This is a genomic window from uncultured Flavobacterium sp., assembly GCF_951805225.1.
GTDB lineage: Bacteria > Bacteroidota > Bacteroidia > Flavobacteriales > Flavobacteriaceae > Flavobacterium.
On the sequence record NZ_OX638201.1, the window covers coordinates 3,018,705 to 3,035,122 of the forward strand.

Annotated in this window: 13 protein-coding genes; 10 read left to right on the forward strand and 3 right to left on the reverse strand. The window is 33.4% G+C overall.

Features of this window, described 5'->3' with window-relative positions; genetic code table 11:
- The first annotated feature begins 23 nt into the window (after positions 1–23).
- The 4 genes from WN975_RS12050 (at position 24) to WN975_RS12065 (ending at position 2,705) form a co-directional block, all read left to right on the forward strand.
- Positions 24–1,163, forward strand: coding sequence for a transcriptional regulator (locus tag WN975_RS12050; protein WP_337966747.1), 1,140 nt, complete (start codon positions 24–26; stop codon positions 1,161–1,163).
- A 72-nt stretch (positions 1,164–1,235) separates the two neighbouring features.
- Complete coding sequence (locus tag WN975_RS12055) at positions 1,236–1,778, forward strand: sigma-70 family RNA polymerase sigma factor (RefSeq protein WP_337966748.1); 543 nt, start codon at positions 1,236–1,238, stop codon at positions 1,776–1,778.
- A 33-nt stretch (positions 1,779–1,811) separates the two neighbouring features.
- Complete coding sequence (locus WN975_RS12060; RefSeq protein ID WP_099708898.1) at positions 1,812–2,231, forward strand: hypothetical protein; 420 nt, start codon at positions 1,812–1,814, stop codon at positions 2,229–2,231.
- Positions 2,232–2,246: 15 nt separating this feature from the next.
- Positions 2,247–2,705 (forward strand): sensor of ECF-type sigma factor, encoded by a 459-nt coding sequence (locus tag WN975_RS12065; protein WP_337966749.1) that lies wholly within the window; start codon positions 2,247–2,249, stop codon positions 2,703–2,705.
- 84 nt (positions 2,706–2,789) lie between these two features.
- On the opposite strand, the gene WN975_RS12070 is transcribed toward WN975_RS12065, so the two are convergent.
- Positions 2,790–3,851: an oxidoreductase gene (locus tag WN975_RS12070; RefSeq protein ID WP_337966750.1), complete on the reverse strand. Its 1,062-nt coding sequence runs from the start codon at positions 3,849–3,851 to the stop codon at positions 2,790–2,792.
- A 122-nt stretch (positions 3,852–3,973) separates the two neighbouring features.
- Here WN975_RS12070 and WN975_RS12075 point away from each other — a divergent pair, with 122 nt between their 5' ends.
- The 3 genes from WN975_RS12075 to WN975_RS12085 all read left to right on the forward strand — a co-directional run bounded on the left by WN975_RS12075 (position 3,974) and on the right by WN975_RS12085 (position 8,773).
- Complete coding sequence (locus tag WN975_RS12075; RefSeq protein WP_337966751.1) at positions 3,974–5,290, forward strand: hypothetical protein; 1,317 nt, start codon at positions 3,974–3,976, stop codon at positions 5,288–5,290.
- A gap of 134 nt (positions 5,291–5,424) precedes the next feature.
- The gene (locus tag WN975_RS12080) at positions 5,425–7,398 is read left to right on the forward strand and encodes a KUP/HAK/KT family potassium transporter (RefSeq protein WP_121329465.1); all 1,974 of its coding nucleotides are present in this window, start codon (positions 5,425–5,427) and stop codon (positions 7,396–7,398) included.
- A 145-nt stretch (positions 7,399–7,543) separates the two neighbouring features.
- Entirely contained in the window at positions 7,544–8,773 is a 1,230-nt protein-coding gene (locus tag WN975_RS12085; RefSeq protein WP_099708903.1) for a methyltransferase domain-containing protein, read from the forward strand.
- 363 nt (positions 8,774–9,136) lie between these two features.
- Here the strand turns inward: WN975_RS12085 and WN975_RS12090 are convergent, their stop codons facing one another.
- Both WN975_RS12090 and WN975_RS12095 read right to left on the reverse strand, forming a co-directional pair.
- On the reverse strand, positions 9,137–10,177 hold the full coding sequence (locus tag WN975_RS12090; RefSeq protein ID WP_337966752.1) for an AMP-binding protein: 1,041 nt from the start codon (positions 10,175–10,177) through the stop codon (positions 9,137–9,139).
- A gap of 7 nt (positions 10,178–10,184) precedes the next feature.
- On the reverse strand, positions 10,185–11,114 hold the full coding sequence (locus tag WN975_RS12095) for a CPBP family intramembrane metalloprotease (RefSeq protein ID WP_337966753.1): 930 nt from the start codon (positions 11,112–11,114) through the stop codon (positions 10,185–10,187).
- 147 nt (positions 11,115–11,261) lie between these two features.
- Between WN975_RS12095 and arsC the strand changes: the two genes are divergently transcribed.
- The 3 genes from arsC (at position 11,262) to fumC (ending at position 16,412) form a co-directional block, all read left to right on the forward strand.
- Positions 11,262–11,606 carry an arsenate reductase (glutaredoxin) gene (arsC, locus tag WN975_RS12100; RefSeq protein ID WP_337966754.1) on the forward strand — a complete coding sequence of 115 codons (345 nt, stop codon included), beginning with the start codon at positions 11,262–11,264 and terminating at the stop codon, positions 11,604–11,606.
- A 93-nt stretch (positions 11,607–11,699) separates the two neighbouring features.
- The gene (locus WN975_RS12105) at positions 11,700–14,210 is read left to right on the forward strand and encodes a TonB-dependent receptor (RefSeq protein ID WP_337966755.1); all 2,511 of its coding nucleotides are present in this window, start codon (positions 11,700–11,702) and stop codon (positions 14,208–14,210) included.
- Between the two features lie 816 nt (positions 14,211–15,026).
- Entirely contained in the window at positions 15,027–16,412 is a 1,386-nt protein-coding gene (fumC, locus tag WN975_RS12110) for a class II fumarate hydratase (RefSeq protein ID WP_337966756.1), read from the forward strand.
- The last annotated feature ends 6 nt before the right edge of the window (positions 16,413–16,418 follow it).

Sequence of the window (16,418 nt, forward strand, 5' to 3'; positions counted from 1 at the left end):
ACGACACCAAACAATCTACCACAATGAAGATTCTAAAATATTTATTTCTTTTATTATTATTAAGCTTAGTTGCTCTCACTGTTTTTGTCGCTACCCAAAAAGGGATTTTTTCCGTAGAAAGAAGCAAGGTGATTAATTCGCCAAAAGCGACTGTGTATAACTATGTAAATGATTTTAGAAATTATGAAGATTTTGAATCTTGGTCTGTAGAAGATCCTTCGATAAAAATGACGTTTCCAAATAAAACTTCCGGAAATGGAGCTTCGTTTTATTTTGCAAGTCCAGATGGTGCAGGAAATGTAATTACGCTTAAAACTAAAGAAGGCGAAAGTATTCAGCAAAAAATGAAATACGACGGAACTGAAGCTGATGTAAACTGGACTCTTAAAGATACTCTTGCCGGAAAAACAAAAGTTACCTGGAAAGGAACAGGAACAATGAGTTTTCTTTTCAAAATTTATACGGCTTTAAACGGAGGTTCTGATAAAGTTATTGGAACTATCTACGAAAAAAGCCTTGCAAACATTGACAAAAACTTAGATTTCGAAACAAAAACTTATGCTATAAAAGTAAATGGTGTTGTTAAGAAAACTGAAACTCCTTATATCAAACAAACTTTTACAAGTGAAATTTCGAAAGTAAATAAAAATGCCCGCGTTGTAATTCCGAAACTTATTGAGTTCAGTAAAAACAATGGTTTAGCAACAAACGGAAAGCCTTTTATTATTTACCATACTTATGACACAACAACCGGATTGGCAAAAATCTCGATTTGTTTACCAACAAGCAGAGAAATTACAACAACTTCTGGAAGTGATATTTTAGGCGGAAAATTAAATGGTTTTGAAGCTGTGAAAACAACTTTAACCGGAGACTATTCACACACAAATGAAGCAATTGCAAAAACAACTGCTTATATCAATAACGAGAAAATCTTCCCGGATTTATCTTGGTCACATCTTGAAATTTTAACGATCAGTAAATTAGATGTAAAAAGTCCTTCTAAGTTAATGACGGAAATTTATTTCCCAACTAAACCAAAAGTCGTTCCTGTTGTAAAAGTTCCGGTATACACACCTCAACAAACTACTACAGAACCTGCAAAACCAAAACCTGCAGCAACTCCAGCCGCAAAAACTCCTGAAGAAGAATCTGAATTTTAAAAAAAGTAAGCCTAATTAAACCTTTTGCTTAAAATTCATTCTAATACTATATAGTTTGATAAATCAAAAAGTTTGATAGACGAAAAGGAATTCATACAACAGTTACTTGATCCTAAAACGCAAAATATTGCGTTTCAAAAACTCTTGTCTGAATATCAAAAACCTTTGTATTCTCATATTCGAAACATTGTTTTGAATCATGATGATACTGACGATGTTTTGCAGAATACATTTGTAAAAGTGTATCAATATCTAAAAAACTTTAAAGGAGAAAGTAAACTTTTTTCCTGGATGTATCGAATTGCCACTAATGAAGCCTTGACTTTTTTGAATCAAAAGGCAAAATTAAATGGTATAACATCTGAAGCGTTACAAAATAAAACCATCGACAACTTGAAAGCCGATGTCTATTTTGATGGTGATGAAATTCAAATAAAACTTCAAAAAGCGATAATTACCTTGCCCGAAAAGCAACAATTGGTTTTTAAAATGAAGTATTTTGAAGAATTAAAATACGAAGAAATAGCAGAAATTTTAGGAACTTCAGTAGGCGCTTTAAAAGCTTCTTATCATCATGCTGTAAAAAAAATTGAAATATATGTTACATCAAATTAAACCTTTTGTAACAAAATCTATCTTATTGTTATTATGAAAGCATTTAAATTAGAAAACGAACCGAAAATACCAACCGGATTTAAAACTCCGGATCATTACTTTGATGATCTCTCGGCAAAAGTTTTACAACAGATTAACGACGATAAAAAAGAAGTAAAAGTAATTCCGTTTTACAAACGCAAAAGAGTACTTTCAATTCTTGCTGCCGCCGTTATTGTTATTGCCTTAATGATTCCGATAGTAAACAATTACAACGCAACTTCTAAAGAGCTTGACGAAGATACTTTAGAAACCTATTTAGCTTATCAATCTAATTTGAATCAATATGATTTGATTCAGAATTTAGACAGTAAAGACATTCAAAAGCTAAATAAAAATGTTGCCATAGAAGATGAAACTCTTGAAGATATTTTATCATCAAGTCCAAATATAGAACATTTAATTTCCGAATAAAACAAAACTTAAAAGATGAAAATCAAAAAAATACTTCCGATAATTCTGTTTTTAGTAAGCTTTTCTTTTTATGCTCAAAACGGAAAAATAGATGAGAAACGTGAAAAAATTAAGGCTTATAAAGTCTCTTTTTTAACAACTGAATTAGAATTATCTTCTACTGAAGCTGAGAAGTTCTGGCCGATTTATAATGCTTATGACGATAAACAATTCGAATTGAGACATCAGAAAATGAAAACGTATTTACAACGATTAGATGATGACAATATCAATTCGATTACCGAGAAAGAAGCTGCATCATTACTTTCTCAAATGGAAGCCACTGATAAAGAATTATATCTTTTAAGAGTCAAATATAACTCAGATGTAAAAAAGATACTTTCGGCAAAAAAGATATTGAAGCTAAAAAAATCTGAAGACGATTTTAATCGAAAATTGTTAAAACAATATCGAGATAAAGCAGGAAAAGATTAAATACCTGCTTAAAAGAAACAACAGCGACAAGAACCCTATATAATAATACTTACTTTATTATTTAGGGTTCTTGTTATTTTAAAACTATTTGAAACGAAGTCTTACTACTTTATTATGACCTGCAGCAATCGCAAGGTTTCTATTTACAAAACGAAGTGTGAAGAGTTTTGAATCTGTAGACAATTGCGTCCAGTTTTGTCCACCATTTTGAGAATATTGTATTCCTTCAGATCCTACGCAAACAATTTCTTTACCATTTCCGCCCGGAACATATTGAACACATGACGCGTAACCAAATCCCATTTCCTGACCAATTAATTGCCAGGTCTTTCCGCCATCTTTAGTAAAAGCTTTATTATCTGATTTTTTGTTTGGAGATTCATAATCACCACCGGCAATAAATCCATTTTTTGAATCGTAAAAATCTGCTGTAAAAATACCAGTCATTGTTTTACCGTGAACAATTGGTGTTTCAACTACTTTCCATGTTTTTGCTTTATCCGGCGAATAAAAAACACGCGCTTTTTTTCCACCCGAAACTAACCATGTATCATCTCCTTGTATAACAATGTTTGTATTACTGGCCGCAAAAGCTGCTTCGCCTGTTGCATTTGTCGGTAATTTATCAGACAAAATTTTAGTCCATGTTTCGCCTCCATCGCGAGTTACAATAATCGAAAAAGTGTCTTCGGTTGGATCTCCAATTGCGATTCCTTCTTTATCATTCCAAAATTGCATACTATCGTAAAATATTTTTGGATTCACTTCTTTATAAACGAGTTTTACTTTATTTGTTTTTTTAGAAACAGAATAAAGTAACGCCGGATTACCAACGCTTAATAAGAAAATATCTTTTGAAGTTTGAGCTATACTTCTGAACTCTAATTTTAAAGTATCGCGATAAATATGCTCTTCGAATTTCTCTTTTTTATCTAAATCATAGTATCCAAAACGGGAATTATCAGCTCCATACCAAATTTTATTTTTATCTATTGATATTGCTCTAATACTGATTTTATCCTGAAATAAAGTATCAATTTGTATTGAGGTGAAACCACTATAAAATACTCTTTTATCACTATCGCTCAACGTTTTAAAAGACATAAATAAAATAAAAGCGCCACAAAACAATAATACTTTTTTCATATAGGTTAAGATTTATTTATTGCTAAAATACAATTATTTATCACATATAATTTAAGTTTTGTTTTTTTTTCTGGCACAGTAATTGGATATCTACAAAATATCAATCTTAATATGATTTTGCCATGAAAACGAAATTACTTTTAATAGCTATTATAGCAATAGGTTTCAGTTCTTGTAAAGCACAAAGCCAAACTACTGTTTATGCAAAAAATTCAGACATCAGTGACAACTTAGATTTAAGAGCGGTTGCTTCTATGTTTGGAGAATCAGCGAATCTTCAGGATTTTGAAAGACGTTTGAACGATCCAAAATATCAAATTTCAAATCTTGACTTAAATGACGACAATGAAGTTGATTATTTAAGAGTTATTGAATCAGTAGAAAACAGAACGCACGTTGTAATTATTCAAGCAGTTCTTGATCGCGATGTTTATCAAGACGTTGCTACAATTGATGTAGAAAGAGATAATTATAACAAAGTTAGCGTTCAGGTTGTTGGTAATACTTACTTGTACGGAGACAACTATATTTATGAGCCGGTTTACAGCGTTGCTCCGGTAATTTATAGCTCATTTTGGGTTACAAATTACAGACCATATTATTCCACTTGGGGATGGAATGTGTATCCAACTTATTATGCAGCATGGAGACCTTACCCAATTTACAGATATAGAAACAACATCAATGTGTGTATCAACGTAAACAATCATTACAATTATGTAAGCACAAGAAGAAGTTATGTTGCGCCGGTTTTATACCAATCAAGACGTAGTTATGGTTACGAAACAAGACGTCCTGACTACGGTTTTTCTCAAAGACACGCGAATGTTTCTAACAGATATGATCTTGACCAAAGACGTGTTGCAAGCAGAGATTATAACAGAACTCAAAATACATACAACACAGACAGATCTAATTCTGGAAGAGTTTCTACTCCAAACAGAAATTATACTGACTACAGAACAAACTCAGACAGAAGTTACAACACAAACCGTGTAAGTACAACAAACAGAGACAACTCTGCAACTGTAAACAATCCTGTAAGAGTAGACAGAACAAACTCTGACAGAAGCTACAACACAAATCGTGTAAATACTGCAAACAGAGATAATTCTGCAACTGTAAACAATCCAGTAAGAGTTGATAATACAAATAACAGAAGAGATTACGGTCAAAATAACGGAGGTTATAACAGAGGAGATTCTCAAAATAATGCAAATACTAGCAGAGTTTCGACTCCACAAAGAACAGAATCTCCAAGAAGTTATTCTGATAACAGAGCAAGTGAACCGAGACAACAAGCGCCTCAACAGAGACAACAAGCGCCTCAAAACACACAACGTTCTGAAGCTCCGAGAGCAAGCCAGGAATCAAGAGGCAGTCAACCTCAACGTGAAAGCGGATCAAGCAACAGAAGCTATGGCGGAAGAAGAGGTTAATATTAAAATCGCATTTTCAGATAAAAATCAAAAGCACAATTTAACGATTGTGCTTTTTTTTATCTTTTTAATTATAATTGATGCTAATTTGTTTTAAAACAGTAAATTTGCAACCGTCTTTTATAAAAACATACATGAGCGCATCGCATAAAAACTTACATAGTAAGTTGTCTATAGGGGGTTTATTGATAACATTGGGAATTATTTATGGAGATATTGGTACTTCTCCGTTATATGTAATGAAAGCCATACTTGGCGATTATGCAATTAATGCCGATATTGTTTTAGGTGGTATTTCTTGTGTTTTCTGGACATTGACTTTACAAACTACAATTAAGTACGTACTTATTACCTTAAGTGCCGACAATCATGGTGAAGGTGGAATTTTTGCTCTTTATGCTTTAGTTAAAAAAACAAAGATTCAGTGGCTCATTGTGCCCGCCATTATTGGAGGAAGCGCCTTACTTGCGGACGGAATTATAACGCCGCCAATCTCAATTTCATCTGCTGTAGAAGGTATTAGAGCTTTCTATCCAACGATGGAAACTGAGACAATTGTCTATATTGTTATCGGGATTTTATTTGTTTTATTCACCATTCAACAATTTGGAACTAAACTAGTTGGTAAGTTTTTCGCACCAATGATGTTAATCTGGTTTGCCATGTTGGGAACATTGGGTGCTCTTCAAATTATGAGTCATCCTGAGGTTGTAAAAGCGATTAATCCTTACTACGCTTATCATTTATTATCGATACATCCTGATGGATTTTTCGTTCTTGGTTTTGTCTTTTTATGTACAACAGGAGCTGAAGCTTTGTACTCAGACATGGGACACTGCGGAAGAAAAAACATTAGAATTAGCTGGATTTTTGTAAAAACTACTTTAGTATTAAACTACTTTGGTCAGGCTGCTTATTTAATTCACCACGAAGGAAGCACATTGCAACAATTAGGTGGAGAAAATGGAAATCCATTTTACCTGATTATGCCACATTGGTTTTTACCATTTGGAATCGTAGTTGCAACTCTTGCTGCCGTAATTGCTTCTCAAGCGCTTATCAGTGGATCATTTACTTTGATCAACGAAGCAATGCGTTTGAATTTCTGGCCGAAAGTAAAAATCAAATATCCTACTGAAGTAAAAGGACAATTATATATTCCGTCAATTAACTGGTTATTATTCTTTGGTTGTGTTGGAATTGTTTTACACTTTCAGAAATCAGGAAATATGGAGCACGCTTATGGTCTTGCAATCATTTTGTGTATGATCATGACTACGATTTTACTTAATTATTATTTAATAATGAAAAGAGTAAAACTGTATTTAATGGTTCCGCTTATCACTATTTATTTATTGATTGAGTTCAGTTTCTTGTTTGCAAATATTACAAAGTTTGCCGAAGGTGGTTACGTAACATTAATCATTGCAATACTTTTGATTTCGATTATGACGATTTGGTATTTAGCTAAGAAAATCAACAAAAGCTATACTAAAATCATCAAAATTGACGATTATAAAAAAGTATTAATGGAGTTAAGCGAAGACTTATCTATCCCGAAATATGCAACACATTTGGTTTATATGACCAATGCAAATCGTGTTGATGAACTGGAGGAAAAAGTTATTTATTCGATTTTACAAAAGCGTCCAAAAAGAGCTGATATTTACTGGTTTGTACACGTAAACATTCTTACAGAACCTTATAAAACACAATATAAAGTTACTGAAATTGCAAAAGACGATATCTACAGAATCGATTTTAACTTAGGATTCAGAGAACCTACAAAAATCAATTTGATGTTTAGAGAAGTAATTCGTGATATGGTAAAACGTGGCGAAGTAGATATTACGAGCCGTTACGAATCTTTGAACAAAAACAATATTATTGGCGATTTCAAATTTGTATTGTCTGAGAAATTCTTATCAAATGATAACGATTTAAGATGGCACGAAAATATTATCATGAACTCTTATTTCTTTATCAAGAAACTGAGTTTATCTGAAGAAAGAGCTTTTGGTTTAGATAGTAGTTCGGTTAAAATAGAGAAATTCCCAATGGTGCTTCACGCTCCGGAAAACATCGGATTAACCAGAATTATAAAATAAAGCATTTACAAATACATTCAAAAAACACTCTTTTAAACTTATTAGAGTGTTTTTTTTTCTTTTTAAAGAAAGTTAAATCAACAATCAAAATTAAAAATTTAACTTTCAATCAATTAATAGTACCTTTGCAACTCAAATAATTAAAATGAGATTACACAGAAATTTAGTTTATACTACCATCGATTCTTTAAATGCAATTTTCAATGAAGGAGAATATGCAGATAAAGTGGTAGCTAGAGCCTTAAAAAAAGACAAACGTTGGGGAAGTTCTGACAGGAAGTTTGTTGCTGAAACGATATACGAAATTGTTCGTTGGAAACGATTATATGCAGAAATTGCCGAAGTAAAAGAACCTTTCGATAGAGATAATTTATGGAGAATGTTCGCAGTTTGGGCAGTTTTAAGAGGATATCCAATTCCCGATTGGAGACAATTAGAAGGAACTCCTGAAAGAAAAATTAAAGGACGTTTTGACGAACTTTCTAAAGTCAGAGCTCTTAAAGAATCTATTCCGGATTGGATGGATGAATTGGGTGTAAAAGAATTAGGAGAAAAAGTTTGGTCGACAGAAATTGCAGCTCAAAACCAACCTGCTAAAGTTATTTTAAGAACAAATACTCTTAAAGGAACTAAAGAAAGTTTGAGAAACACGTTGATGGATTTGAATATTGAAACAGAATATTTGAAAGATCAGCCTGAAGCTTTAGTTTTAAAAGAAAGAGCAAATGTATTTTTGACGGACGCTTTTAAACAAGGACTTTTTGAAGTTCAGGATGCAAACTCACAATTGGTTGCCGGTTTTCTTGATGTAAAACCAGGAATGCGTGTTGTTGATACTTGCGCCGGAGCCGGAGGAAAAACGTTGCACATTGCTTCTTTGATGGAAAACAAAGGACAATTGATTGCAATGGATTTATACGAAAGCAAACTGAAACAATTGAAATTAAGAGCAAAAAGAAATGGCGCTTTTAATATTGAATATCGTATTATCGACACCACAAAAGTGATCAAAAAATTACACGAGAAAGCGGATCGTGTTTTAATTGATGCGCCTTGTAGTGGTTTAGGAGTTCTTAAAAGAAATCCTGATGCAAAATGGAAATTACAACCTGAATTTATTGATAACATTCGTAAAGTACAAGCTGAAGTTTTAGAAAGCTATTCTAAAATTGTAAAACCAGGTGGAAAATTGGTTTATGCAACTTGTTCGGTTTTACCATCTGAAAACCAAGAACAAGTAGAAAAGTTCTTAAAAACTGAAATCGGAAAACAATTTACATTCATTAAAGATCGTAAAATTCTAGCTTCTGAATCTGGTTTCGACGGATTCTACATGGCATTATTGGAAAGAAAAAATGCTGTGATTGCTGAATAATTCAGACACATCAAAATAAAAGAAAGCCTTTAGAAAATTAAATCTAAAGGCTTTTATTTTTTATTCTTTACCATATAAGTTATATAAGTTCATTTAAAGTATTGTGTCCGAACATAACGTAGTGTGTAGTCCCTACGGGACATTTTTTTTGTTTGTCTTTATTTTTTTTTCTACCAACCTTTAACTCCTAGCGGAGTATTCCACATAGCACTCATGTTATACTTTCAAATATAAAACACTACAAGAAAATTATCTCGTAGAGATTAAATATTGGTAAAAACCCATAACAAAAGCGAACGATTGTTCCGTAGGAACTACACCACTATCTTTTAAATGAACTTATATCACTTATATGGTAAAAACCTACGCCAAGCTAGGCTTACGCAATAACTTCCCATTTTCGTTCTCTTTAAACTTTGGAACAAAAACAATTTCTTTTGGTTTTTCAAATTTCCCAAGAACATCAAAAAAGTCAGATGCAAATTCTTGTTTTTCACCTTCGATAACCAGAATTAATTTTTCGCCTAAAACAGTATCCGGAATTCCGGTTACAAAAAATCTGGCATCAATTTTTCCAATCAGCTTTGCTTCGATTTGCTCCGGAATCAGCTTCACTCCTCCACTATTAATTACATTATCGATTCTTCCCAAGAAGATAAATTGATTCTCATTTACTAATTCTACAAGATCATTCGTAACAATTGGCTCATCAGAAATCGAAGCAATAGTAATTACTAAACAATCGCGATCGTCTTTAGCAATTTTTACATTTGGCAAAATCGAAAATACACTATCGCCTACTTTTTTGGCAGCAATATGCGTAATAGTTTCGGTCATTCCGTATGTCTCGTAGATTTCGGTTTTTAATGGTAAAAGTTTCTCTTCAAGAGAACTGTCCATTTTGGCTCCACCAATAATCAGTTTCTTTACATTTTTCAAACCTTCAATTGAATTTTGAACTTGCAAAGGCACCATTGCTACAAAATCATATTTTGTCGAATTATTCGCTAGTGGCTCTGTACTCGGCGAAACAACATCAAGCTCCAAACCTAAAATCAAGCTTCGAACCAGCATCATTTTTCCGGCAATAAACTGAACCGGCAAGCATAATAAAGCTTTATTTCCTGGTTCTAAACCAAAGAAATCTCCCGTAGCTAAAGCAGACTGAATCATCGCTTGTTTTTCTAAACGAACTAATTTAGCAAGTCCGGTTGTTCCCGAAGTAGTCATTTCGATATAATCTTTATCATCAAACCAATCCAGCAAAAATTCACCGATGGCTCTTTCATAAACATCACCTTCTTTGATGTAACTATATCCTACCGTACATAAATCTTTTCCGTTTAAATGATAACCATTTAGCTTGAAATAATTATGTACATTTTTATGTGTTAAGTTTGGCATTATACTATTAATTTGTTGATTGTAAAACATTTATTTCACCCGTTAATCTTTCTTTCCAATTGGTCCAGTTGTATTTTTTACTAAAAATAAAAAGCAAAATAGGGTAAACTACTACAACTGGCAAAATCACATCAAAACCTGCTGAAGGCTCAGACATATCTTTAAAGATCGAATTTGTCTGAAAAACCGACCAATCTGATGTAACCAACAAAGCTCCAATCAAATTGTTTGCCGCATGAAATCCTAAAGCTAATTCCATTCCTTCATCCATAAGCGTGATTATTCCTAAAAACAAACCCGTTCCAATATAATAGATCATAATAATATTTCCCATTTTGGTCACTTCAGGATTAAACCAATGCATTGAACCAAATATAAATGACGTCATAATAAGTGGAAACCATCTATTTTGAGCCAAATTGGCAAATCCCTGCATCAAATAACCTCTAAAAACATATTCTTCGGTACTTGTTTGAATAGGAATTAATATCGATCCAATCACAACCAAAATCAAGAACGGAACTAATTTAAAATTCCAAACAAAATTCTCCGGTGATTGAAAATAAAGAAATAAAAAACTCAAGATAGAAAAGAAAGACCATAAACCGAACGAAAACAAAATACGATTCCAATCTATTTTTTTTCTTGAAGTTGTGACAGACAAAAGCGTTTGATGGTGCAGATATTTTACCACAAACCAAACTCCGGCAAGGGCAAATGCAAAAGATATCATCACCAAAAACAATGTTAGATTTGGCTCAAAAATTTTCAAAGCCGCATCACTATTCGTTGGAAAAGCGTCTTTGCCATTATATCCAAAATAAACCGCTATTGAAAAAGGAATCTGCCCGATGAATGAAGCCGTAATAATAAAAACTGATCCTATCAAATATTTCCAAAAAACATTTTCAGGCTTAATTCCTTGTTCTAAAAACATAAATTCTAAATTTTAAAAATGAGAAATAATATCTTTAATAATCCAGCATTAAAAGATATTTAAATTAATAAGTAAATCTTATTTTTGGTCTTGCTAAAGTACCAAAAATTTACTTTAACTTAATTAGAACACCTTAAATATAATAAAATGATACAAGTTTACCATAATCCACGTTGCGGAAAATCAAGAAATTGTTTGGCATTTATCGAACAAACCAATCAAAAATATGAGATTATTCCTTATTTAACAGAGACTCCAACTTTTAATGAACTAAAAGATTTACTTGGAAAATTAAATTTAGATCCGATTCAATTAGTTCGAATAAAAGAAAAAATCTGGATCGAAAATTATAAAGGAAAAGAATTGACAAACGATGAAATCATTCAGGCAATGATCGATAATCCTATTTTGATCGAACGTCCAATTGTAATCAAAGACGGAAAAGCCATTATTGGAAGAGATTTAGATAATGTTGCTGCTTTTTTAGAATAGTTATAAAAAGCCATATTAACATTTTTTTGTGATTCTTGTCTTTAAACCAAAAGGTACATTTGCGATCTAAGAAGAAAAAGAAACCAAAAAACGATGAAAAAAATCAAATTCGCTGTATTGCTTGTATTCCTTTTGACAAGTTTTTACAACTATGCACAACAACCTCCAGCTGGTAAAAATAAAGTAAAAGTTACCGGAAAAGTTTTCGAAAAAGTAAGTAAACAACCTCTTGAATACGCTACAATTTCGTTAATGGCTCCAAATGACACTAAAGTTATTGCTGGTGGAATCACAAATCCAAAAGGGGAATTTGAGGTTGCTGTTGCTCCGGGAACTTATGATATAAAAGTTGAATTTATTTCGTTTAAAGCAACTGAAATCAAAGGAAAAAACATTTCCGGAGATACTAATTTAGGAGTTGTAAACCTGTCTGAAGATGCCGCACAATTGAATGAAGTTGTCGTTCGTGCCGAAAAATCGACAGTAGAAATAAAATTAGACAAAAAAGTATACAATGTTGGTCAGGACATGATGGTAAAAGGCGGAACTGTAAGTGACGTTCTGGACAATGTACCATCGGTTTCTGTTGATACAGAAGGAAACGTAAGTTTAAGAGGAAGTGATAATATCCGAATCTTAATTGACGGAAGACCTTCAAACGCAATCAATGTTGCCGAAGCTTTACGTCAGCTTCCGGCTGATGCTATTGACAAAGTCGAAGTTATTACCAATCCATCAGCACGTTATGATGCCGAAGGTGGATCTGGAATCATCAATATTATTCTTAAAAAAGGAAAAAATCAAGGTTTAAACGGAACTTTCATTGCCTCAACAGGACTTCCTGAAACGTATGGTTTAAGCGGAAATTTAAATTATAAAACAGAAAAATTAAACTACTTCACAACTCTTGGTTACAACCGCAGAACAAGTGAAGGTGCAGGTTTAACGAACACTGAATATCTTGATGCAAACGGAATTCCAAAAGGATATCTTGACGAAGATCGTGATACTAAAAGAACTTCTGACGGATTTAACGGAAGAGCTGGTATAGAATGGACTGTTGCTCCAAATACTTTCTGGACAAACGCCATTAACTACCAAAAGAATTCTGGCGACACAAGAGATTATATCACTTATAGTAATTTTGACGCAGCACATGCTTTTACAGGTAATTCATACCGATTAAATGATGGTGTTACCGGAAGTGAAAACGTAGAATATACGTCAAACTTAATCAAAAACTTCAACGATAAAGGACACAAACTTACTGCCGATTTATCTATTTCAAGAAATACAGACGATAGTAATAGCACCATTACAGCTTCGCCAAATTTCAATACTTCATTGAATGATCAGGTTCAGAAACAAGTGCAATTACAAGCAGATTATGTATTGCCGTTAGGCGAAGGAAGTCAGTTTGAAGCCGGATATAAAGGAAGTTTTGGCGACCTGAACAACAAATATGTAATAACAGGAATTGACGGTAAACCAGACCCGGATCTTTCAAATACTTTAGAATACAAGGAAAACATAAACGCAATTTACACGCAATACGGTTTCAAAGTAAACAAGTTCTCTTATTTATTTGGGTTGCGTTGGGAAGACACTAACATTCAAGTAAACTTGTTAGATACAAACAATTTCAACACTAAAAAATACAACAATTTATTTCCAAGTGCATTTGTTAGCTATGAAATTTCAGATAAAAGCAACTTTACAGCAAGTTACAGCAAGCGTTTGACAAGACCTAGAGGACGTTTCATGAATCCTGCGACAAACTACTCAAGTAACGTAAATATCTTTCAGGGGAATCCAGACTTAGATCCATCTTTGACAGATAAATTCGACATTGGATACATCAAACGTTGGGATAAATTAACATTTAACACCTCAGCATATTTCGAAAACACAAAAGACGTTTTCAGTTTCGTGAGAACTCCTACAGGTAAAGTTGTAACTCCTGATGGCAAGGTCATAACTCCTACGCCGGGCCAACCAGTAGAAGGAATTCCGGTTATTTTAAGCCGACCAATTAACTTAGGAAGAGAGCAAAAATTTGGTTTTGAGTTTACACTGAATTACACACCATTCAAAATATGGAGAATCAACAGTAACTTCAACTTTTACAACGTAAAAACTACCGGAGATAACACATATACCGATTTTAATGGAAATACAGTAGTTCAAAATCTGGATAACCAAGCTAATACATGGTTTGCGAGAATCAACTCAAAATTAACATTACCATACAAAATAGACTGGCAATTAAGTGGCACTTATAATGGTGAACAAAAAACAGCTCAAGGTAAAAACTTAGGTCAGTTTGGTATGAATACGGCGTTTAGCAAAGATGTTTTAAAAGACAAAGCAACAATAGCTTTCAATATTAGTGACATTTTCAACTCAAGAATCATGAAGTCTTACACTTATCTTGAAAATGATGTGACACACGAAAGCCAAAATGCCTATAGTGAAATGCAATTCCGTAGACGTCAATTCAACTTATCGTTTACATATCGTTTTAACAAAGCCAAAAGCGATCGAGATAAAAATACAGCGCCTAAAAATGAAGGAAATGATGGCGGAGGAGATTATCCAGGATAATATAAGTTAAAAACTAAACGTAAATTTAACCGCAAAGTTCGCAAAGCTTTAATTGATAAAGCTTTGCGAACTTTGCGGTTATAATAATAAGACAAAACCTTGCGTACTTTGCGGTAAAATTTATCCCTTTATTTTATCAGCTTTAAGTTTTTTCATCTTGATACAAAAATCATTAAACCAAAAAAAAAAAGGACTCGTATAAACGGGTCCTTTCTTATTGAAGTCAATTTAAAATTAAATTGATTGCTCTTCTTGTCTCTTTTTTGCTCTTTTCTCTTTGAACATTTCCCAGCTTGCTCCCGTAACCCAATAAGATACGAAACCAACTAAGAAAAACATCAACCAAAACCCTATAGTTAGTATGGTCAAGAAAAGTAAAAAGCCTAAGTACTGTGAAAATTCAAACATGTTTTCCGGAATTTTTGAATGTAAGGACAAATGTAAGTTTTATATTTTTCGTTAGCAATAAAATCCAAATCAATTTTTATAAAATCACAATAATCCGTATATTTAAACTCATTTTAAATAAGCTTTTTTTGACATGATTAATTCCCTTATAATCAAACAATCTAAAACAGAAGAAGATAAGTGTTTTCGGGAGCTATTTCCTGCTGTACACTATATCTTTTATGGCGAACCCCGCCATAAAAGGATGCCGCTTCCATCAGGGCTAGGGCAACCATTTTCATAAGAAGATTCAATCATAAAAAAAAATATCAGTTTTAATCAGCGTCTTTACGAAGTAAATCAGCGTCATCCGCGTCCCATTCACCACAACATTTAACAAATCACATATAACCTTTTACAAATAACAACATGAAATACAGAATAGAGAAAGATACGATGGGAGAAGTTCAGGTTCCAGCCGATAAATATTGGGGAGCACAAACAGAACGTTCCCGAAATAATTTCAAAATCGGACCATCGGCATCAATGCCACACGAAATCATCGAAGGTTTTGCTTATCTTAAAAAAGCTGCCGCTTATGCAAACTATGATTTAGGCGTTTTACCAATCGAAAAACGTGATGCAATCGCAGCCGTTTGCGACGAGATTCTTGCCGGACAATTAAACGACGAATTTCCGCTTGTAATCTGGCAAACCGGTTCAGGAACGCAAAGTAATATGAACGTTAATGAAGTTATTGCCAATCGTGCACAAGTTCTAAAAGGCTTTAATATTGGCGAAGGCGAACAATTTATCAAAGCAAACGATGACGTTAATAAATCACAATCATCAAACGACACTTTCCCAACCGGAATGCATATCGCAGCTTACAAAATGATTGTTGAAACCACAATTCCCGGTGTCGAAAAATTACACGCGACCTTAGTTAAAAAAGCAACAGAATTTAAAGATGTTGTCAAAATTGGACGTACGCATCTTATGGATGCAACACCATTAACATTAGGACAGGAAATTTCTGGATATGCTGCTCAATTATCATTCGGATTAAAAGCGCTTAAAAATACTTTAGCTCACTTATCAGAAATTGCTTTAGGCGGAACCGCAGTAGGAACCGGATTAAATACTCCAAAAGGATACGATGTAAAAGTTGCTGAGTATATTGCGAAATTCACGAATCATCCTTTCATTACAGCCGAGAATAAATTTGAAGCTCTCGCTGCTCACGATGCAATTGTAGAAACACATGGAGCTTTGAAACAACTGGCGGTTTCACTGAATAAAATTGCAAATGATGTGAGAATGTTAGCTTCCGGACCTCGTTCAGGAATTGGCGAAATCCATATTCCGGAAAACGAACCAGGATCATCAATCATGCCCGGAAAAGTAAACCCAACACAATGCGAAGCCTTAACAATGGTTTGTGCACAAGTAATAGGAAACGATATGGCAATTGCCGTTGGCGGAATGCAAGGACATTATGAACTAAATGTCTTCAAACCTGTAATGGCTGCAAACTTTTTACAATCAGCAAGACTTTTAGGCGACGCTTGTATTTCTTTCGACGAGCATTGCGCGCAAGGAATCGAACCAAACTACAAACGAATAAAAGAACTTGTAGACAATTCATTGATGTTAGTTACCGCTCTAAATACAAAAATTGGTTATTATAAAGCCGCCGAAATTGCACAAACAGCACACAAAAACGGAACTACTCTAAAAGACGAAGCCGTTCGTTTGGGTTATGTAACTCACGAAGATTTTGATGCCTGGGTAAAACCCGAGGAAATGGTTTAAATTAAT

Coding starts and splice junctions, on each gene's coding strand:
- WN975_RS12075 (WP_337966751.1), top strand. CDS start 3,974: ATGAAAACGAAATTACTTTTAATAGCTATTATAGCAATAGGTTTCAGT.
- WN975_RS12070 (WP_337966750.1), bottom strand. CDS start 3,851: ATGAAAAAAGTATTATTGTTTTGTGGCGCTTTTATTTTATTTATGTCT.
- WN975_RS12080 (WP_121329465.1), top strand. CDS start 5,425: ATGAGCGCATCGCATAAAAACTTACATAGTAAGTTGTCTATAGGGGGT.
- WN975_RS12095 (WP_337966753.1), bottom strand. CDS start 11,114: ATGTTTTTAGAACAAGGAATTAAGCCTGAAAATGTTTTTTGGAAATAT.
- WN975_RS12105 (WP_337966755.1), top strand. CDS start 11,700: ATGAAAAAAATCAAATTCGCTGTATTGCTTGTATTCCTTTTGACAAGT.
- WN975_RS12060 (WP_099708898.1), top strand. CDS start 1,812: ATGAAAGCATTTAAATTAGAAAACGAACCGAAAATACCAACCGGATTT.
- WN975_RS12050 (WP_337966747.1), top strand. CDS start 24: ATGAAGATTCTAAAATATTTATTTCTTTTATTATTATTAAGCTTAGTT.
- WN975_RS12065 (WP_337966749.1), top strand. CDS start 2,247: ATGAAAATCAAAAAAATACTTCCGATAATTCTGTTTTTAGTAAGCTTT.
- fumC (WP_337966756.1), top strand. CDS start 15,027: ATGAAATACAGAATAGAGAAAGATACGATGGGAGAAGTTCAGGTTCCA.
- arsC (WP_337966754.1), top strand. CDS start 11,262: ATGATACAAGTTTACCATAATCCACGTTGCGGAAAATCAAGAAATTGT.
- WN975_RS12090 (WP_337966752.1), bottom strand. CDS start 10,177: ATGCCAAACTTAACACATAAAAATGTACATAATTATTTCAAGCTAAAT.
- WN975_RS12085 (WP_099708903.1), top strand. CDS start 7,544: ATGAGATTACACAGAAATTTAGTTTATACTACCATCGATTCTTTAAAT.